The 19,718-nt window shown below is 74.7% G+C and carries 17 protein-coding genes and 1 pseudogene; 6 read left to right on the forward strand and 12 right to left on the reverse strand.

Annotated features, from left to right (window positions below; translation table 11 throughout):
* Positions 1–20 precede the first annotated feature (20 nt).
* Complete coding sequence (locus QRT04_RS07160) at positions 21–764, reverse strand: ABC transporter ATP-binding protein (protein WP_289454508.1); 744 nt, start codon at positions 762–764, stop codon at positions 21–23.
* Complete coding sequence (locus tag QRT04_RS07165) at positions 761–1,369, reverse strand: PadR family transcriptional regulator (RefSeq protein ID WP_289454510.1); 609 nt, start codon at positions 1,367–1,369, stop codon at positions 761–763. The genes QRT04_RS07160 and QRT04_RS07165 overlap by 4 nt, the downstream gene beginning before the upstream one ends.
* Positions 1,370–1,506: 137 nt before the next feature.
* On the opposite strand from QRT04_RS07165, the gene QRT04_RS07170 reads away from it, so the two are divergent.
* The 4 genes from QRT04_RS07170 to QRT04_RS07185 all read left to right on the forward strand — a co-directional run bounded on the left by QRT04_RS07170 (position 1,507) and on the right by QRT04_RS07185 (position 4,454).
* Complete coding sequence (locus QRT04_RS07170; protein ID WP_289454512.1) at positions 1,507–1,803, forward strand: type II toxin-antitoxin system VapB family antitoxin; 297 nt, start codon at positions 1,507–1,509, stop codon at positions 1,801–1,803.
* Complete coding sequence (locus QRT04_RS07175) at positions 1,800–2,432, forward strand: LytR C-terminal domain-containing protein (RefSeq protein WP_289454514.1); 633 nt, start codon at positions 1,800–1,802, stop codon at positions 2,430–2,432. Before QRT04_RS07170 ends, QRT04_RS07175 begins: the two co-directional genes overlap by 4 nt.
* 110 nt (positions 2,433–2,542) lie before the next feature.
* Positions 2,543–2,821, forward strand: coding sequence for a hypothetical protein (locus QRT04_RS07180; RefSeq protein ID WP_289454516.1), 279 nt, complete (start codon positions 2,543–2,545; stop codon positions 2,819–2,821).
* Positions 2,822–3,041: 220 nt separating this feature from the next.
* A complete protein-coding gene (locus QRT04_RS07185) occupies positions 3,042–4,454 on the forward strand; it encodes a glycosyltransferase 87 family protein (protein ID WP_289454518.1) in 1,413 nt (470 codons plus the stop codon).
* Here QRT04_RS07185 and QRT04_RS07190 read toward each other — a convergent pair.
* From QRT04_RS07190 to QRT04_RS07225, 8 genes are all read right to left on the reverse strand, one after another.
* Positions 4,377–6,536 carry a glycosyl hydrolase gene (locus QRT04_RS07190; protein ID WP_289454520.1) on the reverse strand — a complete coding sequence of 720 codons (2,160 nt, stop codon included), beginning with the start codon at positions 6,534–6,536 and terminating at the stop codon, positions 4,377–4,379. The genes QRT04_RS07185 and QRT04_RS07190 overlap by 78 nt on opposite strands.
* Before the next feature lie 54 nt (positions 6,537–6,590).
* The gene (locus tag QRT04_RS07195) at positions 6,591–7,319 is read right to left on the reverse strand and encodes an HlyD family efflux transporter periplasmic adaptor subunit (RefSeq protein ID WP_289454522.1); all 729 of its coding nucleotides are present in this window, start codon (positions 7,317–7,319) and stop codon (positions 6,591–6,593) included.
* Positions 7,316–9,004 (reverse strand): glycosyltransferase family 2 protein, encoded by a 1,689-nt coding sequence (locus tag QRT04_RS07200; RefSeq protein ID WP_289454524.1) that lies wholly within the window; start codon positions 9,002–9,004, stop codon positions 7,316–7,318. Before QRT04_RS07200 ends, QRT04_RS07195 begins: the two co-directional genes overlap by 4 nt.
* Before the next feature lie 536 nt (positions 9,005–9,540).
* Positions 9,541–10,482 carry an LLM class F420-dependent oxidoreductase gene (locus tag QRT04_RS07205; protein ID WP_289454526.1) on the reverse strand — a complete coding sequence of 314 codons (942 nt, stop codon included), beginning with the start codon at positions 10,480–10,482 and terminating at the stop codon, positions 9,541–9,543.
* Between the two features lie 61 nt (positions 10,483–10,543).
* Positions 10,544–12,577 (reverse strand): cellulose binding domain-containing protein, encoded by a 2,034-nt coding sequence (locus QRT04_RS07210; protein ID WP_289454527.1) that lies wholly within the window; start codon positions 12,575–12,577, stop codon positions 10,544–10,546.
* Between the two features lie 163 nt (positions 12,578–12,740).
* Complete coding sequence (locus QRT04_RS07215; RefSeq protein WP_289454528.1) at positions 12,741–13,919, reverse strand: RtcB family protein; 1,179 nt, start codon at positions 13,917–13,919, stop codon at positions 12,741–12,743.
* A gap of 74 nt (positions 13,920–13,993) precedes the next feature.
* Positions 13,994–15,904: a helicase HerA-like domain-containing protein gene (locus QRT04_RS07220; RefSeq protein WP_289454534.1), complete on the reverse strand. Its 1,911-nt coding sequence runs from the start codon at positions 15,902–15,904 to the stop codon at positions 13,994–13,996.
* Positions 15,905–15,988: 84 nt separating this feature from the next.
* Positions 15,989–16,423: a YdeI/OmpD-associated family protein gene (locus tag QRT04_RS07225; RefSeq protein WP_289454535.1), complete on the reverse strand. Its 435-nt coding sequence runs from the start codon at positions 16,421–16,423 to the stop codon at positions 15,989–15,991.
* Here QRT04_RS07225 and QRT04_RS07230 point away from each other — a divergent pair.
* A pseudogene (locus QRT04_RS07230) lies at positions 16,422–17,099 on the forward strand (DUF1684 domain-containing protein); the annotation flags it as partial. The gene QRT04_RS07225 and the pseudogene QRT04_RS07230 overlap by 2 nt on opposite strands.
* Before the next feature lie 155 nt (positions 17,100–17,254).
* Positions 17,255–18,094 carry a hypothetical protein gene (locus QRT04_RS07235; protein WP_289454537.1) on the forward strand — a complete coding sequence of 280 codons (840 nt, stop codon included), beginning with the start codon at positions 17,255–17,257 and terminating at the stop codon, positions 18,092–18,094.
* Between the two features lie 39 nt (positions 18,095–18,133).
* On the opposite strand, the gene QRT04_RS07240 is transcribed toward QRT04_RS07235, so the two are convergent.
* Together QRT04_RS07240 and QRT04_RS07245 are read right to left on the reverse strand one after the other, a co-directional pair.
* Positions 18,134–18,640, reverse strand: coding sequence for a hypothetical protein (locus QRT04_RS07240; protein WP_289454538.1), 507 nt, complete (start codon positions 18,638–18,640; stop codon positions 18,134–18,136).
* A gap of 139 nt (positions 18,641–18,779) precedes the next feature.
* A complete protein-coding gene (locus QRT04_RS07245) occupies positions 18,780–19,709 on the reverse strand; it encodes an Fpg/Nei family DNA glycosylase (RefSeq protein WP_289454539.1) in 930 nt (309 codons plus the stop codon).
* Positions 19,710–19,718 lie beyond the last annotated feature (9 nt).

The following is a 19,718-nucleotide window of genomic DNA, read 5'->3' on the forward strand; positions in this document are numbered from 1 at the left end:
CGCGTGCCAGCCTCCGGCCATCAGCGCCCGCCGGCAGTGCTGAGAAGCGAGTCGGCGTCCGACGGGCCACCCGTCGTGTCGACGAGCCGGCCGTCCCGCAGGAACACGGTCCGGTCGGCCCACGCCGCGAACCGGGGCTCGTGCGTGACGAGCAGCCCTGCGGCACCGCCGTCGACGCGCGCCCGCAGCACGCGCATGATCTCCTCGCCCGTCACCGAGTCGAGCGCCCCGGTGGGCTCGTCCGCCAGCACCAGGCGACGCGGCCCGACGAGGGCACGCGCGATCGCGACGCGCTGCTGCTGGCCGCCCGACAGCTCGTCGGGGAACCGGTCGGCCAGGTCGGCGACACCGACCTCGCCGAGCGCGGCCAGCGCCTCGCCCCGGGCCGTCCGCGCCGAGACGCCGTCGAGCTCGCGCGGCAGCGACACGTTCTCGGCCGCGGTGAGCGCCGGGATGAGGTTGAAGTCCTGGAACACGTACCCGACGCTGCGGCGTCGCAGCCGCGCACGGGCCTTGGCATCGAGCGCGGACAGCTCGGCCCCGGCGAGCGTCACGGTGCCGCCCGTCGGGGTGTCGAGGCCGCCGACGATGTTGAGCAGCGTCGACTTGCCCGACCCCGACGCGCCCATCACGGCCACGAGCTCTCCGAGCCGCACGTCGAGGTCGACCGCGTCGAGCGCGCGGACCTCGGTGGTGCCCGCGCCGTGCAACCGCGTGACGCCGCGCGCGCTCAGCAGCACCGGCCCGAGCAGACCCCGCGTCATCGGGCCACCGCCGGACGGCTCGCCGCAGCGCCCCGCTCCGCCTCGCCGCGGGGAGGACTCGCGCCCTCGCCGGACGACGACGCGCGGGCGACCCGGGCCTCGACGTGGTCGAGCCAGCGGACCTCGGCCTCCGCCGCGAACACGAGGTTGTCGAGCACGAGCGACCACGCGAGGTCGTCGCCGACGCCGCCGGCCGGCAGGTCCGCCTTGAGGCGGGTGAGGTCGCGCAGCGCGCGGAGCGTCTCGGTGCGCTGCGCCTGGACGATCGCGCGGACGTCGACGCCGGACGCCGTGACCGCGAGCGCGAGCTTGATGGTGAGCTCGTCGCGGGACGGCGCGCTGCGCACGACCGGCGTGGCCCACCAGTGCGCGAGCTCGGCGCGGCCCGGGTCGGTGAGCCGGTAGCGCTGCACGTCGTCGTCGGCACCGCGCTCGGGCTCGGGCTCCACGAGGTCGTCGCGCACCAGCCGGTCGAGCGTCGTGGAGACCTGCCCCATGTTGAGGGGCCACGTCCCCCCGGTGCGCAGCTCGAACTGCTGGCGGAGCTGGTAGGCGTGCATCGGCTCGTCGGCGAGCAGGGCGAGCAGCCCTTGGCGGACGGACACGGGACCTCCCCGGGTTATCGAGTAACCAGAAGTTACCGAGTAACCACGGACCTCGTCAACGCCCTCTGCCCGGTTCGTCACGGAACCTCCGCACGCGGCAGCCGGGGCGCGCGTGGCCGTCCCCCTAGAATCTGCGCGTGATCTTCAAGGCGGTGGGCGAGGGCAGGCCCTACCCGGACCACGGGCACGAGTCCGTCAAGGACTGGGCCGAGGTCGCGCCCCGCCTCGTCCGGCTCGACGAGCTCGTGACGACCAAGCGCACGCTCGACCTCGACCACCTGCTGGCCGAGGACTCGACGTTCTACGGCGACCTGTTCGCCCACGTGGTGCAGTACAAGGGCGTCATGTACCTCGAGGACGGCCTGCACCGGGCGGTCCGCGCCGCCCTCCAGCAGCGGCCCGTGCTCCACGCCCGCGTGCTGGTGATCTCATGACGGACCCCGAGCGGGCGCGGAACCTGCGCCGGCGCCGCGTCCACGAGCGCCAGGCCGTCGTGTTCGGCGTGCTGCTCGCCGGGATCGCCGTGATCGGGCTCGGCGCCGCGGCCGTCTACACGGGCAGCGTGAGCGTCCCGTTCCTCTCCCGCGGGTTCGCCGCGGAGCCCACGGCGACGCACGCGGTCGACCCGTACCCCTGCCCGCCGAAGGGCGCCAAGCCGGTCGCGTACAACAAGATCGTCGTCAACGTCTACAACACGACGGACCGCGCAGGCCTCGCGAGCGCGACCGCCGCGGAGTTCGAGGAGCGGCACTTCAAGCTCGGCAAGACGGGCAACGCGTCCCCCTACTCGGGCGTCGCCGTCATCGTGTTCGGCCGGCAGGGCATCGCCGCGGGCTACACCGTCGCGGCCCAGGTGCCCGACTCCGTGCTCAAGCTCGACGCCCGCAAGGGCACGTCGGTCGACGTGCTGATCGGCGACGGCTGGGACGACGTGGCCGCCGTGGACGACGTCGACCTCGACCCCGGCACCGCGATCCCGACGCCCAGCACGTGCACGCCCCTCGACCAGCTGGGCGTGCTGAAGCCGACGGCGACGCCGCACACGACCCCCGCGAAGAAGTAGTCGCGGCCGGCGCCCGGCCGACCCCTCGCGCACGCCGTGCGGCGCGTGCGCCGACGTGCCACCGTGGACGCAACGGGCGCGTCGCGCCCCTCGCCAGGGAGATCTGTCCGATGACCGAGCCGAACCCCGAAGCCCAGGACCTGCCGCTCCCCGACCACGTGCTGACGGGCGACGACGCGGACGCCGCGCGCGCCAGGTACGGCGGCTCCGGCCCCGACCCCGTCAGGGCGACCGCGCCGCGCCACCGCTCCGGCGACCCCGACGACGACCGCCTGGACGACGACGAGGACGACCAGTCGGCCGACGAGGTCGAGCCGCCCGTCGCGTTCCCCGCCGGCGGTCCGATGCAGGGCACGGCCGTACCCCCGGGGTACGTGAACCCGCAGTGACCTTCGCGTGCCGGTCGGCTCCTGACGGCCGGCCGGCACGCCCCGGCCCGGCGCCGGCCTCGTGCGGCGTCGCCCTCGGACGCGCACACGTGCGTCACGGGGAGGCTCGCTAGCCTGTCCTCGCGCGCGGCCGACGACGGCCGCCACTGCCTGGGAGGCTCCCCTGCACACGACGTGGTCCCGCCTTGCCCGCTCGACGTCCGCCCTGTGGGCGGCCTTCGTGGTCGTGCACGCGTGGCTCGCCTTCGTGGGCGTGGTGTGGATCCCCGCGCGCGCCTTCTGGGACCTCGACCTCTACCGGTACTGGATGTGGCTCGGCCTGCACCGCGGCGAGTGGCCGGTGCTGTCGGGCCCGTCGGTGTACCCGGCGGGCGCCCTGGTCCCGATGCTGCTGGCTTCCGTGGCGGGGACCGTCGGCACCGCGGCGTACGCGACGTCGTGGTCGGTGATGATCACGCTGCTCGACGCGCTCGCGATGGTCGCGCTGCTCCACGCGCCGCGGCTGGTGCGGCACGGGCTCGCGGGTGGCGGCGACGAGCCGGTGCCCGACGACCTGCCCCGCCGGCGCACGCTGCTGGGCGCGTGGTGGTGGCTCGCGTTCCTGCTGCTGCTCGGGCCGATCGCGATGGGGCGCCTCGACGCGGTGGTGGCACCCGTGACGATCGCGGCGCTCGCGCTCGCGCTGCGCCACCCGCGCGTCGCGTCCGTGCTGCTGACCATCGGCGCGTGGATCAAGGTCGCGCCGGGCGCGCTGATGCTGCCGCTCTTCGTCTCCGCGCGCCGGCAGTGGCGCGATGTCGTGCTGCCCGCGGCGGTCGTCTGCGTGGTGGTCGTCGTCGCGGTCGCGCTCGGCGGCGGCGCCGCGAACATCGCCTCGTTCCTCACGGAGCAGACGTCGCGAGGCCTGCAGATCGAGGCCCCCGGAGCGACGCCGTGGCTCGTGTGGGGCCTCTGGTCGCCGAGCGTCACCCGGTTCCTCGACCAGGAGATCATCACGTGGGAGATCACCGGGCCGGGCTCGGGGGTCGCGGTGGACGTGCTGGGCTGGCTGATGCCGCTCGCGCTGCTCGCGTCGGTCGCGCTGCTGTGGTGGCGGCGCGAGCGCGTCGGCCAGGGTCTGTGGAGCGACGAGCGCGCGGACGTCGAGCTGCTCACGCGCGGGTCGATGCTGATGGTGCTGGTGCTGCTCGTCTTCAACAAGGTCGGGTCGCCGCAGTACATGGGCTGGCTCGCCGCTCCGGTGGCCGTCGCGCTCGCGCTGCGGCTGCCACGCTGGCGGACGACCGCGCTCGTGACGCTCGGCATCGGGCTCGCGACCCAGACCGTGTTCCCGTGGCACTACGACCAGGTGGTCGGCGGCGTGTGGCCCGTGACGCTCGTGCTCGCGGCACGCAACGCGGCGCTCGTCGCCCTGCTGGTGCTCACGGTCCGCGAGCTCGTGCGACGCCCGGAGGACGCCGACGCGCCGCTCACGGACCCGCGGCCCGCGGCGAGCCTGGCGGGCAGCCCGCGACGCGCGCCGGCCGACCCGGTGGCGGGGCCGGCCGGCGGTTCGTCACGAGGCCGGGTGGGCCTGGGCGGCGGCGACGAACGCGAGCGTCGCGGCGTGCGACGAGCCGTCGTCGACCGCTGAGTCCGGGAGCGACAGCGCCTGGGTCCACGCTTTCGCGGCGTCGGCCTTCCCGGCGAGCGCGGCGTACCCGAGCAGGTAGCCGCCGAACTGCACCGACGTGCCCCCCGGGGTCGCCTCGTGGACCTGCGCGCGGATGCGCGCCGGGTCGCCCGCGAGGTAGCGCTGGACGGGGCCCATCGGGATCAGCTGGATCGCGAGGATCGCGTTCGGGTCGGGGCTGAACCATGTGGCGTAGTCGCGCTTGCCGCCCCAGTTGAGCGACACGACCTGGTGCCCGAACCCGTCGGGGAGCGCCGTGTCCGTCCAGTAGGTGCGGGCGGCGAGCGCCTCGTTCGACGCGAGCCACGACGCCTCGGTGCCGAGCGCCGCCTGGCCCGAGGCCGCGGCCCACAGGCCGAGCCCGTTCCAGGCGTTGACCGCCTCCGACGACGACTCCTGGTTGTTGCCGTCCGCGAACGGCGCCGTCCCGCTGGCCCACGAGTGGCCGGCGTACGGGTCGACCATGCGCAGCTGAGGCAGCTGCTCGGACGGCTGGGCGGCTGCGACGTCCTGCGCGAGCAGGTTCATGACGGGCGCCCAGCGCTTCGCGAGGTCGGCGTGCCCGTCCGCGAGGAGGCCCGCGGCGGACAGCAGGTAGCCGTCGTGGAAGTGGTGGTCGTTGAGCTGGTCGGAGCCGAACGACGCCTCGAGCCCGAGCGCGGAGTGCGCGCCCGCGTCGTAGACCACGCACTCGACCGGTCGCTGCGTGCAGCCCTTCGGCTCCGTCCAGCGGTCGAGCGCCTGCTCGGTCGTCGTGCGCAGCTTCGCCACCTGCTGCGTCAGGCCGAGCTGCTCGCCGAGCGTCACGAGCGTCGCGGCCCGGTAGAGCGCCTTGCCGCCGAAGTACGTGTCCGTCGGGAACGGCTTCGTCGCGGCGACGTCCTTGACGAGCGCCGCCCTGATCGCCGCCACCCGGCTCGCGGGGACGCCGTCGAGGTCGAACGCCCCCGTCGCCGCGAGGGTCGGCGCGAACGCGGTGAGCGTGCGACCCGCGCAGAGCTCGAGGTCGCCATAGATGCTCGGGTACGTGCCGAGCGCGCAACCGGTCCGCTTCGGCTGGTCGCCGGTCCGGTGGTGCGGCATGAGCACGTAGGCGCCGGGGCCGTCCGTGCGGTAGCCGAGCGTGGTGCGCGCGACGTCGCGGTCGACGCCGTAGGAGACGTCGACACCCGTCACGGGGTGGCGGGCCGCGGCGGCGAGCGCCTTGGCGGCCGGCGGCTTCGCGCCGTCGGGCAGCGCGTACCAGCCCGCGGTGGCCCCCGCGTCGAGGTGGGTGCTGCCCGCGTGCGAGCCCGAGCCCGGCGCGACGAGGCCCCACGTGCGGCCGGCGACCGTGGCCGACGCGGTGGCGCCGTCGGCCGCAGCCGCGCCGGCCGTCGCGTCGGGTCCGCCCGCGCCGGCGGCGCCAGCCCCTGAACCGCCCGCGCCGGCGGCGAACGTGCCGCCCTGCGCGGTCGAGGTCACGTCGACGCCGCGCTTCGCGGTGAACGTGACGTACGGCGTGCCCTCGGCCAGCCCGACCGTGCCGAGCACGGTCCCGGAGCCGTCGAGCAGGTCGACCGTCACGCCCACGGGGTCGGCCGCGGCGATCCGCGACGACGCCGCGCCGGCGACCGCGACGGTCACGGCCGGCACGTGCGGGCCCGCGATCGTCTTCTCGGTGGGCACCGGCTGCGGGAGGCCGAGCGTGAACCCGGAGCCCGTCAGCGCGAACGACAGCGGCTCGGCGAACACGGGCTGCGGCGCGTCGCCGAACGCGAGGCCGCTGTACCAACGGTCCGTCGGCGGCAGCACGCCGGGCGCGAGCCGGGACCTGCCGAGCTTGGTCGCGTCCTTGTGCGTGACGCCCGCGACGAGCGCCGCGGTGTCGACCGTCGGCGGCGTCGCGCTCTTCGGTCCCTGCACGGGCCCGGTGTGGGGCGCGCTCCCGGTGGCACCGGTCGCGGCGTCCCCCTGCGGCCCGCAGGCCGCCAGCGCGAGTGCGGTCACGGCCGCCGCGGCGGTCGTCATCAGGGTGGTGGGCAGGCTTCGGTTCCTCGTCATGCCCCTCCTCGGGGTCGGCCCGGGCGGGCCGGTGGTGGCGGGTCAGCCGGTCGGTCAGCCGAACGTCTTGTGCAGGTATCCCTTCACGGCGTCGGCGACGGTCGTCACGGGGCCCTCGTTGTCGAGCGCGAGGGTCGCGGTGACGGGCGCACCGGACGAGACGACCCCGTCCTGCGCACCGTCCGTCAGGCCGGGGACGGCGACGGTCATGATCGCCTCGGCCTTGCCGCCCGCGGTGCGGACGTCGATGCGCCCGACGTGCCCGGTCACCGTGTGGTGGTTGGGCAGCTCGACGTCGACGCGGGCGTGCGGCGCGACGCGGGCGTACTCCTTGGCGCTGAGCGTGTACTCGGCCTGGACGTACAGCGTGCTCGCGCGCTCGACGGTCGCCAGGTCGGCGGACCCGCCCACGAACGTGCCGCGCTCGGCGTCGATCTTCGTCACGATGCCGTCGCCGCTCGCGAGCACCACGAGGTGGCCGGCGGCGTCGACCTTCGTGCCCTCGGTCGTGTCGACGTGGTACGTCTTGCGGTCGTACTCGAGCGTCGCCGAGTCGATGGTGAACAGCGGCTGGCCGGCCTTCACGGTGTCGCCGACCTCGACCTGCTGGCCGATGACGAGGCCCGAGTAGGGCGTGCCGACCTCGTACGTCTTGGCCAGGATCTGGGCCGAGTCGGCGACCGCGCGGCCGCGCGACTCGTTGAGGTGGTAGGTGGCCAGCGCCGCGATCACGAGGACCACGAGCAGGCCCACCAGGAGCTTGAAGCGGTTGGCGAGGGTCATGCGGCACCTCCGGCGACGAGGGCGGGACGGGTGTCGGCCCGGGCCGCCAGCCGCGCGGCGCGGCGGCCACGGTGGCCCTCGCGCCAGGCGGTCAGCACGAAGCTGCCCAGGATCAGCGTGTTGGTGGCGTTCCAGGCGAGCGCGAGGCTGAACGTCCCGTTCGCGGCGTCCTTCCAGACCCCGACCGCGGTCGTCAGCAGCAGGAACCAGAAGAACAGCACCTGCGGCCCGATGAACGCGAAGGGCGACCGGTAGGCACCCTTGCGGCCCGTGACGTGCCAGACCTGCTCTCGCTTGAAGAACGCGTTGACCAGGGCGCGCGTGTAGATGGGGAACGACGCCGACGCGAGGAGCAGCACCTCCCAGCGGAACGAGCCCAGCGTGTAGAACGCGAGCACGATCTGCAGGACGTAGAACCCGGCGTAGTACAGGAGCCACTGGCCCAGCGAGATGTGCAGGTTCATCGGCGTCATGCCGAAGTAGATCTGCAGCGGCGGCACGAGCAGCAGGAGCAGCGGCGCGATCCCCGTCAGGTAGTGCGTCGCGGTCACCGTGTACTGCAGGCGCTGGTCGAGCGTCAGCGTGCGGCGCGGCGACAGCGGGTTGTGGCCGAGCATGATCTCGAACCCCCCGGTCGCCCACCGCTGCTGCTGCTTGGTGTACGCCTCGATCGTCTCCGGGGTGTCGCCGACGGCGAGGGTCGTGGGGATGTAGACGGTGCGCCAGCCCTTCTCGTGCAGCATCAGCGACGTCCAGACGTCCTCAGACTTCGAGTCGGAGTACATGCCGCCGATCGAGTTCACCGCGGTGCGGCGGAAGATCACGTTGGTGCCGACGCAGAACGCGGCGTTGAACCGGTTCCGCCCGGGCTGGATGAAGCGGTAGAAGACGGCCTGCATGTAGCCCGCGCCGCGGCTGACCACGGTGTGCAGGTTGCCGTACGTCTGCGGCGTCTGGACGAACGCGACGTCGCCGCCCGCGAAGAACGGCACCGTCTCGTGCAGGAACTCGGGGTACGGCACGAAGTCGGCGTCGAGCACCACGAAGTAGTCGCCGTGCGTGATCGACAGCGCGTGGTTGACGTTGCCCGCTTTGGCGCCGCCGCTCGAGAGCCGGCGGATGTAGCGCGCGCCCAGCTGGGTCGCCAGGTCGCGGACGTCGTCCGAGCGGCCGTCGTCGAGCACGTACGTCTCGTGGCGGCCCTGCATCGCGACGGCGGCCGTGACCGTGCGCCGGATCGTCTCGAGGTCCTCGCCGTACGTCGTGATGAAGACGTCGACGGTGACCGGCCTGTCGTGGAGGTACATCTGCCAGTTCTGGGGCCGCTCCTCGTCGTGCGCGCGGGCGATGTCGGCGAGGTCGTAGAGGCGGTCCTGCGCGGCGTGGAACGCCCAGTCGCGCGGGTTGTGGCCGCTGGCGAGCACGGTCCACATCGCCAGCAGGGCGTGGGCGACCAGCACCGTCTCGGCGAGGATCACCATGACGTAGGGGAGCCAGTCGCCGCGGTTGTGCGGGTTCAGCAGGAACGCGGCGTAGACGAGGATGCCGGCCGTCGCGAGGAGCACCAGGAGCGCGAGGCTCGGGCTCTGCGCCGCCTCGTTCTCGGGCGAGCTGCGCGGCGCGGCGTCGGGGTGGTCGGAGAGTCGGGGCTCGGTCGCGAGCCGGTCGAACGCGGTCGTCGTCATGGTGCTCCCGTCGTCGGTCCGGATGACGGGGGCTCGGTCGGAGGCGCGCACGAATCTCGTGCACGGCCGCCGGGGCAGAGCTCCCGCCGGTGCGACGGCGTCGATGGCGCCGGTTGCAACAGGGGACCTCGCGCCGCTCCGGCGGCGGGGTTCTGCCGCCGGGCGTGCCGCGGCGGTGCGATCCCTCGTGGATGTCGACGACGCTAGGGGGCGGCTCCGGGAGCAGTCGACCGGAGGACGGTGTGGCGGGGGTCACACGGTGGGGGGCCGCGGCGAGCTCCGTCGGCGCGTCGGTGCAGGTCGGTACGCGTCCTGCGCCCGGGCGCGCCGTCCCGGAACTCGACGGCTGTCCATCTCAGGACGCGAGACGATCGGGGAGCCGGCGACGCTCTGCACGCGCGCCGGGTGCGGCTTCGTCACGAGATGCGTCCATCCCGCCGAGCTGCGTACCTGCACGTACGCGTCCGGGCGGGATGGACGCAGCTCGGCGGATCGGCGAGGGCGGGCGGGGCGGGCGCCGCCGCCGCCCGGCCGGGTCAGACGTGGGGCGCGACCTCGTCGGCCACCAGGGCCAGGTGGTCGAGGTCGTGCAGGTCCAGCGTCTGGAGGTACACCCGGGTGATGCCGAGGCCCGCGAGCCAGCTCAGCCGGTCGACGACCTCCTGCGGCGAGCCCGCGAGGCCGTGCTCGCGCAGCTCGGCGGCCTCCCGGCCGATCGCCGCGGCGCGGCGGGCGAGCTCGTCGTCCGTCCGTCCCACGGCCAGCACGAGCGCGACGGACAGCACGAGGCTCTCGGGGTCGCGGCCCGCGTCGGCGCACGCCTGGCGCACCCGCTCGAGCCGCGGCTCGACGTCCTCGAACGCGGGGAACGACTGGTTGTACTCGGCGGCGAACCGGGCCGCGAGCGCCGGCGTCCGCGACGGGCCGCTGCCGCCGACGATGATCGGCACGCCCGCACGCGACGCGTCGAGCGGCGACCGCTGCACGGGCTTCGGCAGCGCCGGCGAGTCCGTCAGCATGTAGTGCTCGCCCGCGTAGTCGAAGCGCTCGCCCAGCGGCGTGCCCCACAGGCCGCTGACGACCTCGAGCTGCTCGGTCAGCAGCCCGAACCGCTTGGCGGGGAACGGGATGCCGTACGCCGCGTGCTCGCGCTCGAACCAGCCCGCCCCCAGGCCGAGCTCGACCCGGCCGCCGCTCATCTCGTCGACCTGCGCGACCTGGATCGCGAGCACCCCGGGGTGGCGGAACGTCACCGGCGTCACGAGCGTGCCCAGCCGGATGCGGCTCGTCTCGCGCGCGAGGCCCGCGAGCGTGGTCCACGCGTCCGTCGGCCCGGGCAGGCCGTCGGTGCCCATGCCGAGGTAGTGGTCGGAGCGGAAGAAGGCGTCGAACCCGAGGTCCTCCGTGGCCTTCGCGACCGCGAGGATGTCGGAGTACGTGGCGCCCTGCTGGGGCTCGGTGAAGATGCGCAGCTGCATGGGCCTCACCCTCGCACGCGGATGCCGCCGCCTCCGTCCCGCGGCGGCATCCGGACCGCGGCTACCGCGTCGTGCAGGTCTTGCCGTTGAGCGTGTAGAGCGCCGGGAGGACGTTGGGCCCCTGGTAGGCGCCGACGAACCCGACGTTCACGGTCGCGCCGGGCGCGATCGCGGCACCCGAGTCGGCGCCGCGTACGGCGACGGTGCCGCCCGACTCGCTCCAGGTGGCGTTCCACCCGCTCGAGAGCTGCTGCCAGGCGGTCGGCCAGGCGAAGCGCAGCGTCCACGTGCGCAGGGTCTCGGAGCTCGTGTTGGTGATGTCGATGCTGCCCACGTACCCGTTCCCCCAGTCGTTCGTGTCGCTCAGCCTCACCGCGCACGCGGCCGGGTCGGGCGTGCCGGTCGTGAACGTGACCGGGGGCGACGCCCACGAGACGCGCCCGGCGGAGTCGCGCGTCACGACGTTGGCCGTGTACGTCGTGCCCGGCTCGAGGTTGTGCACCGTGAACGAGGTGCCGGGCGTCTCGCCCCACTGCTCGCTCACGGCGCCGTTCTGCCGGAAGACCTCGTACTTCACGCCGCTGCCGGCGGCCGGCCACGACAGCGTCGCGTCGTGCACCGTCACCGCCGAGGCCGTGGGCCGGCCGACCGCCGCCGGGCCGGCCGGGGTCGACGACGGGTGCAGCAGCAGCACCGTCAGCGAGTACGGCGGCAGCATGCGCGTCGCGGCGCTCCCGGACGAGGTGGTGATCCGGCTGTCGCCGTTCCCGTAGCTCAGCACCTGCGCGGACGCGGCCGGCTGGTAGCCCTGGTAGCTCATCGTGACCGCACGCGCCGCGTCGGGGTCCTCGTTCGCCAGCAGCACCGCGAGGTCGCCGTCCGGCTGCCGCGCCGCATGAGCGACGACCAGCGGGTCGGAGCTCCCGGTCCGCAGGAACTCGGCGCCGGGTCGCGCGAGCCGCGAGACGAGCGAGATGCCGTAGTACGGCGCGAACGGCGTGTTCCGCGGCGGCTCGCACGCGCTGCCGTCCGACGTGCAGGTCCCGCTCGAGAGCAGGCCGAAGTCGTTGAAGTCCGTCTGGCCCGCGACCGTCGACGCCGTGCCCGGACCGTTGTGCACGTCCCACCAGTCGACGGTGAAGACGCCGTTCTCGAGCAGCGCGGCGTACGCGTCGGCCGCGAACAGCGCGCCCGGCTGCGTGTTCTCGCCGTAGCCGGCGTTCATCTCGGTGACGGCGATGCCGAGCCTGCGGTCGGGCGAGTACCGGTCGAGCAGCTGACGCGTCATCGCGGTGATGTCCCGGACCTGCGCGACCTTGCCGAGAGCCACGGGGGCCGACGAGCCGCCCGGGTACCAGTGCAGGATCGCGAAGTCGATGTCGGGCGCCGCGATCGACAGCACCACCTGGTTCCATGTGCCCGCATCGCCGTCTCCGACGAGCCCGTCGGGCCAGTTGCCGGGCGTCGTCAGCACCGCGCCGATCTTGATGGTCGGGTCGACCGCCTTCATCGCGCGCGAGAACTGCACGAGGTTCGTCGCGTACTCGGCGGGCGTCTTGGCGGGGTGGTCGTCGGACTCCCAGCTCGCGCCGTAGTGGCCGTTGCCGTAGAGCTCGTTGCCGATCTCCCAGTACCTGACGCCGTCCTGCTTCTCGACGTTCGCGTACCGCACCCAGTCCGCCGCCTCCTGCGGGGTGCCGGTGCCGTAGTTGGCGATCACCATCGCCTGCGCGCCCGCGCGGTGGACGCCCGCCATGAAGTGGTCGAAGTCGGTGTCCGGCGCGACGTACCCGCCCGGTGCCGTGTTGTCCTTCCAGTGGTAGATGTCGGAGTACGAACCGCCGGGGTACCGCATGATCTGCGTCCCCGCGTCGTGCAGCAGGTCGGCGACCGTGTCGGTGCCGAGGTCGGTGTCCCAGACCGCGTGGTTGACGCCGACGGCCGCGTCGCCCGTGGTGGCGAGGCCTGCGCGTGAGTTGACGGTCACCTGGACCGGTACGGGCGCGGGCGTGTCGGCGGCCTGCGCGACGGGCACGGCGGCGACCCCGCCCGCCGCGACGACGAGGGCGACCAGGGCGGCACGGGCAGTTCGCATCGGAGGTCCCCTCGCGTCGACGGTGCAGCGCAGACGTTCTCGCCGTGGCGACGCTAGCGAGGGCGCGGGCCCGCGGGAGGGGCCATGCGCCGCCTTCCTGACCGTCGAAAGGTTTACGACCTCCGCGCGGGCCGCCGGCGTGGCGGCCCGCGCGGTCGAGGGCTCAGTCCCCCTTGACGTTGACCAGCTGACGCAGCACGTGCCGGACCTCGACGAGGTCGGCCGCGTCCTCCATCACCTGGTCGATGTCCTTGTACGCGGCCGGGATCTCGTCGAGGAACGCGTCGGTCTCGCGGTACTCGATCCCGACCATCGCCTCGCGGAGCTGGTCGCGCGTGAACGTCCGCCGCGCCGCCGCCCGCGAGTACTGCCGGCCCGCGCCGTGCGGGCTCGAGTCGAGCGCGAGCTTGTCGCCCTTGCCCACCACGACGTACGACGCGGTGCCCATCGAGCCCGGGATCAGTCCGGGGTCCCCTGCCCGCGCGCGGATCGCGCCCTTGCGGGACACCCACACGTCCTTCCCGAAGTGGTGCTCCTTCTCCGTGAAGTTGTGGTGGCAGTTGACCCGCTCGTGCTCGACGACCGCCTCGCCGACGTGCTCGGCGATCGCCGTCACGACCCGGTCCATCATCTCCTCGCGGTTGAGGGCCGCGAAGTCCTGCGCCCACCGCAGCTCGCGGATGTACGACCAGAACTGGTCGGTGCCCTCGGCGAGGTAGGCGAGGTCGGGGTCGGGCAGCGCGATCCACCACTTCCGGCAGAGCTCGGCCGCGACCTGGATGTGCCGCTGCGCGATCTTGTTGCCCACGCCGCGGCTGCCCGAGTGCAGGAACAGCCAGACGCGGTCGCTCTCGTCGGCCGTCACCTCGATGAAGTGGTTGCCGGACCCGAGCGAGCCGAGCTGCAGCCGCCAGCCGCCCGCGTACTGCCCGGGGTCGAACCCTGCCTTCGCGGCGGCGGCCTCGAGCGTGTCGACCCGGGCGGCCGCGGACGGCGTCAGCGAGCCGTTGTACGCGCCGGCCGACAGCGGAACCGCGGCCTCGATCGCGCGCCGCAGGTCGGCGAGCGGACCGGCGGCGCGGACCTCGTCGGCGGTCCACTGGGTGCGGACCGCGATCATGCCGCAGCCGATGTCGACGCCGACCGCGGCGGGGATGATCGCGCCGAGCGTCGGGATCACCGAGCCGACCGTGGCGCCCTTGCCCAGGTGGGCGTCGGGCATGAGCGCGACGTGCGGGAACACGAACGGCAGCGACGCCGTCGTGACCGCCTGGTCGCGCGTCTTCGGCTCGAGGATCGACGCCCAGGAGAGCAGGGTGGGAGTGATCTTCTCGCGAGTCATGGGGCGGGATCGTGCCATCCGCGAGCGCGGTGCGGCACGCCGATATCCACAGGCCGGTGGCGGACCGCCGGCCCTCAGCGGCGGCGCGTGCCGAAGATCGAGCGCGTGATCTCGCGGCCGATCTGCGTGCCCGCCGAGCGGAGCACCGACGTGAGGATGCTCTCGGCCTCCGACTTCGTGTGGCGCGTGGCGGCGTCGCGGGCCTTCGCCTCGCGCGCGGCCTCGTCGGCGCGCGCCTTCGCCGCGGCGGCGTCGAGCTTGGCCTGGGCCGCGGCCTCGTCGGCGGCCTGCTTCTGCGCCTGCGCGGCGGCCTCGGCCTCGTGCGCGGCGGTCGCGGCCTCCTCGGCCCGCTTGCCCAGCAGCTCGTAGGCGGACTCGCGGTCGACGGCCGCGCCGTACCGCGACGCGAACGGTGACGCGGCGACCGCGGCCGCCATGCCGTCGGCGGGCGCCGGGCTCATCGACGACTCGGGGGCGCGCAGCCGCGTCCACGCGACGGGCGTCGGGGCGCCCTTCTCGGACAGCACGGTGACGATCGCCTCGCCCGTGCCGAGCGCCGTCAGCACCTTCTCGAGGTCGTACGGCGACGTCGGGAACGTGCGGGCGGCCGCGCGCAGCGCCTTCGCGTCGTCGGGCGTGTAGGCGCGCAGCGCGTGCTGCACCCGGTTGCCGAGCTGACCGAGCACGTCCTCGGGCACGTCCTTCGGGCTCTGCGTCACGAAGAAGACGCCGACGCCCTTCGACCGGATGAGCCGGACGGTCTGCGTCACCTGCGAGAGGAAGTCGTCGGACGCGTCGTGGAACAGGAGGTGCGCCTCGTCGAAGAAGAAGACGAGCGTCGGCTTCTCGGGGTCGCCGACCTCGGGCAGCACCTGGAACAGCTCGGCGAGCAGCCACATCAGGAAGGTCGAGAACAGCGCGGGTCGGTCCTGGACGCCGGGCAGCTCGAGCGCGCTGATCACGCCGCGGCCGTCCGACGCGGTGCGGAGCAGGTCGCTGACGTCGAACGCCGGCTCGCCGAAGAACGCGTCGGCGCCCTGGCTCTGGAGCGTGACGATCTCGCGCAGGATGACGCCGGCCGTCGCCGCGGAGAGTCCTCCGATGCCCTGCAGCTCGGCCTTGCCCTCGTCGCCGACGAGGTACGCGATGGTCGACTGCAGGTCCTTGAGGTCGAGCAGCGCCAGACCGCGGGTGTCCGCCCAGTGCATGATCAGGCCGAGGCTCGACTCCTGCGTCGGGTTCAGCCCGAGCACCTTGCCGAGCAGCAGCGGCCCGAAGTCCGTGACCGTCGTCCGGATCGGGTTCCCGGTGCCCACGCCGCCGAGCGTCAGGAACTCGACCGGGAACGCCGTCGGCTGCCACTCCTGACCGAGCGCCGCCGTCCGTGCGAGCAGCTTCTCGTCCGCCGCGCCGGGGACCGACAGGCCGGAGAGGTCGCCCTTGATGTCGGCGACGAACACCGGCACGCCGGCGGTCGACAGACCCTCCGCGAGGCCCTGCAGCGTCTTCGTCTTGCCCGTGCCGGTGGCGCCGGCGACGAGGCCGTGGCGGTTGAGCATCGCGAGCGGGAGCCCGACCTGGACGGCGGGGACCGGGGCGTCGCCCTCGACCAGCGCGCCGAGCGGGAGCTTCGCGCCGGCGAACGCGTAGCCCGCGGTGACCCGCTGGGCGTACTCGGACAGGGCAGGAGCCGCGGTGGGCGGGTGCGGGGCGGGGGACGCCTCCGGGCCTGACGGACCTGCCGCGGCGACCGGCGGGTCGGCGGACGCCGCTGCGGCCGGCGCTGCCGTCGACTCGTCGGCGACCGGCGGGTTCGACGCATCAGCGACCGGCGGGGCAGGCGCGGACGCGGCCGCCTCCGCGGCGGCGAGCGCGGCTGCCGCGGCATCGGCCTTGGCCTGCGCCGCCTCCGCGGCGGCCTGGGCGGCGGCGGCCCGCAGTGCGGCGAGGTCGGCCGAGGACTGTGGGGCAGCGCTGTCCGACATGTCGGGATCGTACGGCGGCGGGCTGCACGCGGCAGGGCGTGGGACGTCGGCCCCGCCGCTCGCGACCGCCCCTCTCAGCCCCCGTCAGGCCCCGAGGCTCGCGACCGCCTGCGCGATCCGGCGCTCGCGCGTCTCGGCCCTCTTCGCACCGAGCACGCCCGTGACGATCTCGCGCTGGGCCGTGAACGAGAGCGCGTCGAACGCGGCGCGCGCCCCGGCGTCCGCGAGCGCGGCTGCGAGGTCGTCGGGGACCTCGACCGTGCGGGGCTCGTCGTCGACCTCGAGGTCCAGGTCGACCTCGTCGCCCGCCTCGATGCCCGCGCCCGCGCGGTTCTCGGCGTTGAGCGGGATCAGGTTGCGGCCGCCGTAGGGCGCGACGGTGGTCCGGTAGGAGTACCCGTTGATCGTCACGACGACGGGCACGCGCCGGCCGCGACCGAGCTCCGCGACCACGTCGTCCGGCACCTCGAAGCCCGTCGCGGTCTTGCCGTGCAGCAGCAGCGTCGTCCGGTAGCGCATGGCCGGACCGTACCCGCGCGCTGAGTCGCGCGCAGGCGCGCGGGCGTGCGACCGTGGGCGGGTGCCCGCCCCGCTCGTCACCGACCCGCTCCTCGTCGCCGACTGGCGGCGCCGCGTCGCGGAGGCGTACGCCGAGGTCAGGCGGATCGCGGCCGACGACCCGGCCGGCGCGCACGCCGTGTGGGTGCAGCGGCGGGACGAGCTGTTCGCCGACCACCCCGCGTCGCCGCTCGACGCCGCGACGCGCGCGTCGTTCGCCGGGCTCGACGTCGCGCCGTACGACGCGTCGTTCCGGTTCGAGGTCGAGGTGCGCCCCGGTACCCGGCAGCGCCTCGACGTGTCGACCGGCACGGACGGCGTCGTGACGTTCGAGCGCGTGGCCTCGGTCGAGCTGCCCGGGCTCGGGTCGCTCGCGCTCTGGGCGCTGCAGGGGTACGGAGGCGGGCTGTTCCTGCCGGTGCGGGACGCGCTCGCGGGCCGGCCGGGCGGCACGTTCGGCGGCGGCCGCTACCTGCTCGACACGATCAAGGGGGCGGACCTCGGGACCACCCGGGGGCTGCTGGTGGTCGACCTCAACTTCGCGTACAACCCGACGTGCGCGTACGAGCCCGCGTGGGCCTGCCCGCTCGCGACGCGCGCGAACACGCTGACCGCCGAGGTCCCGGTGGGCGAGCGGGTCTGGCCGACGCGCTCGTGGGACGACGAGCCGCATGCGGCCGCCGCCTCGGACGAGGCCCCCCGCGACGTGCCGCACGGCCACGCGCCACCCGACCGCAAGCCGCCCAAGGCCGACCGCAAGCCGGACCGCACGAAGAAGCCGCACAAGCAACGGTGACGGCTCCCCCTGCGATCACCGCCATGTGGGCCTGGGACAACCCGGTGCCCCGCGGCGTCGACGCGCGCGGAACCGGCTACGCGCCGGCAGCGCCGGAGGCCCTCAGCGTGTTCTGCGTCGAGCGGTGCATGACGCGCGTGCACCTGGCGGCACCCTGGGCGGCCGACGAGGGACCCGTCGGCGAGTGGTTCACCGCTGCGACCGCCGCGCTGGCGGACGCGGGGCTGCGCGCGGGTCCGCTCGGCGGCGATCCCGGCTGGCTGGCGGATCCCGGGCTCGCGGTCACCTGGGCGGCTGCGGCTGTGCGGGCCGCACGCGGGCGTGCGGACCACGTGCAGCTCGACGTCGAGCCGTGGGCCACACCCGCGTGGGGCACGGACAGGGCGGGCGTCACCGAGCGATGGCTCGAGCTCCTGACGCGCGTGCGGGCGTCGCTGCCGGCCGGGGTCGCGCTCGGCGTGGACGCGCCGTGGTGGCTCGCCTCGACTCCCGGCGCGCGCGGCACGCTTCTCGACGACCTGCTGACGCGCGTGGACCGGGTCGCGGTCGTCGCGTTCCGGGACCGCGCGGGCGGGCCCGACGGCATCGTCGCGATCGCCGAGCCCGCCGTCCAGGCGGTCGCCCGTGCGGGGCTGCCGTGCGAGGTCGGTGTCGAGACCGACACGCCCGCGGTCGCCGGCGGCCCGCAGTACACGTTCGGCGACGACGATGCCGGCACCCTCGCGCGCGAGACCGCGCTGGTCGCCGCCGCGTTCGCCGCGGTGCCGCGGTTCGAGGGCGTCACGGTGCAGCACCACCGCGCGTGGCGGCGCCTGCTCGGCCTCGACCCGGCCTGAGCCCCGCTGGCCGCAGTCCGCGGTCCCGCGGCCCGGCCGTCAGCCGACCGCGAGCGTCTGCTCCGAGTCGACGTGCAGCGCCGCGACAGCGTCCGACGCGCGCTGCTGGACGTACCCGCACCGGTCGAGCGGCCACGCGACCCGCACGGTCCGCCCCTGCGCGTCGACCAGGTAGAGCACCGGCTGGATCTGCCCCATGGCCGGGCACACGTCGGCGGCGCGGTCCGACGGCCGGTCGAGCGTCGTCACGAGAGCGGCGAGGTCGCCCGACATCCGGCGCTCCACCACGGCCTGCGCGCCGCCGGCGCTCGAGCACTCGACGGCGGCGGCGGGAACGAACCCGCTCGGCACGCGCCCCGGAGTCGTGGCCGGCGTCGGGTTGCCGCGGCCGCCGAGCAGCTGCGCCACGACGTCGCTCGCCCGGCAGTCCGGCGCCGCGGACGTGACCGAGGCGACCGGCCGCTGCGGCGCGCCGTGCGTCGCGGTGCACCCGACGAGGGCGACCAGCGCGACAGCGAGGGCCGCGACCTTGATGCGGTGGCTCACGCGAACCCCCTGGTCGGCGGGCTGGGACGGGCGTGCGGACCTCACGCTAGGGGCGGATCCTGGTGGTTGGCTGAGACCGGCGCGCGCCGCGCTGCGCACGTCGTGCTCGCGTGCCGGACCGGTTGCGTCCGACTGCGCGTCAGGCCTGGCAGACCGGGCAGCGGTACAGCTTGCGCGTCGCCATCTCCTCGACCAGCACCGGCGTCCCGCACACGCGGCACGGCAGCCCCGCGCGGCCGTAGACCCAGTGCCGCTGCTCCGGGTCGGCGAGCGCGCGCGCCCGCCCGTCGGCGTCGAGGTCCTCGCGCGTGAGGATCGCGCCCGTCTCGATCCCGTCGGCGAGCAGCACGGCCCAGTCGTGCCAGATCGCACGCACGAGCTCGCGCGGCACGTGCCGGCCGGGCGTCCACGGGTCGAGCCGCGCGCGGAACAGCAGCTCGGCCCGGTAGATGTTCCCGATGCCGGCGACGACCGACTGCTCCATGAGCAGCTGTCCGACAGGCACGCCGCGCGCCACCACCCGGTCGACGACGACCTCGCCCGCGGCCCGCAGGTCGGGCGCGGTGACCGGGTCCGGTCCGAGCCGCTCGACGACGAGCGCGGCCGCATCCTCGTCGATCACCTCGCACGCGGTCGGTCCGCGCAGGTCGGCCACCGACTCGGGCGCGGCCAGCCGCACGCGCACCTGGCCGACGGGCGGCGGCGGGAAGTCCTCCGCGCCACCGTCCGGACCGCGCAGCGCGGTCTCCCCCTCGCCCATCCGCACGGCGCGCCGCAGCCGAGGCGCGCCCATCGACCCGCGCGCCTCCTGCCCCGCGACGACCGGCGAGACGCGCCCGTAGAAGTCCCACGCGCCGTAGAGCCCGAGGTGCACGCGCAGCACGTCGCCGCCCTCGAAGCCGAGGAACAGCTGCTTGCCGACCGCCGTCGCGGACTCCAGGCGCCGTCCGTCGATCCGCGCGGCACCCGCGGCGAACCGGCCCTGTGGCGAGCTCACGCGGAGCGCGTGCCCCACGAGGTCGGCACGGAACTGCCGCGCGATCCGGTGGACGGTGTGGCCTTCGGGCACCGCCGCAGG

This window comes from Cellulomonas alba, assembly GCF_030362835.1.
Taxonomy (GTDB): domain Bacteria; phylum Actinomycetota; class Actinomycetes; order Actinomycetales; family Cellulomonadaceae; genus Cellulomonas; species Cellulomonas alba.

What these genes read in the sequence shown, in the direction of transcription:
- QRT04_RS07160 (WP_289454508.1), bottom strand. Translation starts at nt 764, where the DNA reads ATGACGCGGGGTCTGCTCGGGCCGGTGCTGCTGAGCGCGCGCGGCGTC.
- QRT04_RS07175 (WP_289454514.1), top strand. Translation starts at nt 1,800, where the DNA reads ATGACGGACCCCGAGCGGGCGCGGAACCTGCGCCGGCGCCGCGTCCAC.
- QRT04_RS07180 (WP_289454516.1), top strand. Translation starts at nt 2,543, where the DNA reads ATGACCGAGCCGAACCCCGAAGCCCAGGACCTGCCGCTCCCCGACCAC.
- QRT04_RS07190 (WP_289454520.1), bottom strand. Translation starts at nt 6,536, where the DNA reads ATGACGAGGAACCGAAGCCTGCCCACCACCCTGATGACGACCGCCGCG.
- QRT04_RS07195 (WP_289454522.1), bottom strand. Translation starts at nt 7,319, where the DNA reads ATGACCCTCGCCAACCGCTTCAAGCTCCTGGTGGGCCTGCTCGTGGTC.
- QRT04_RS07200 (WP_289454524.1), bottom strand. Translation starts at nt 9,004, where the DNA reads ATGACGACGACCGCGTTCGACCGGCTCGCGACCGAGCCCCGACTCTCC.
- QRT04_RS07205 (WP_289454526.1), bottom strand. Translation starts at nt 10,482, where the DNA reads ATGCAGCTGCGCATCTTCACCGAGCCCCAGCAGGGCGCCACGTACTCC.
- QRT04_RS07210 (WP_289454527.1), bottom strand. Translation starts at nt 12,577, where the DNA reads ATGCGAACTGCCCGTGCCGCCCTGGTCGCCCTCGTCGTCGCGGCGGGC.
- QRT04_RS07215 (WP_289454528.1), bottom strand. Translation starts at nt 13,919, where the DNA reads ATGACTCGCGAGAAGATCACTCCCACCCTGCTCTCCTGGGCGTCGATC.
- QRT04_RS07220 (WP_289454534.1), bottom strand. Translation starts at nt 15,904, where the DNA reads ATGTCGGACAGCGCTGCCCCACAGTCCTCGGCCGACCTCGCCGCACTG.
- QRT04_RS07225 (WP_289454535.1), bottom strand. Translation starts at nt 16,423, where the DNA reads ATGCGCTACCGGACGACGCTGCTGCTGCACGGCAAGACCGCGACGGGC.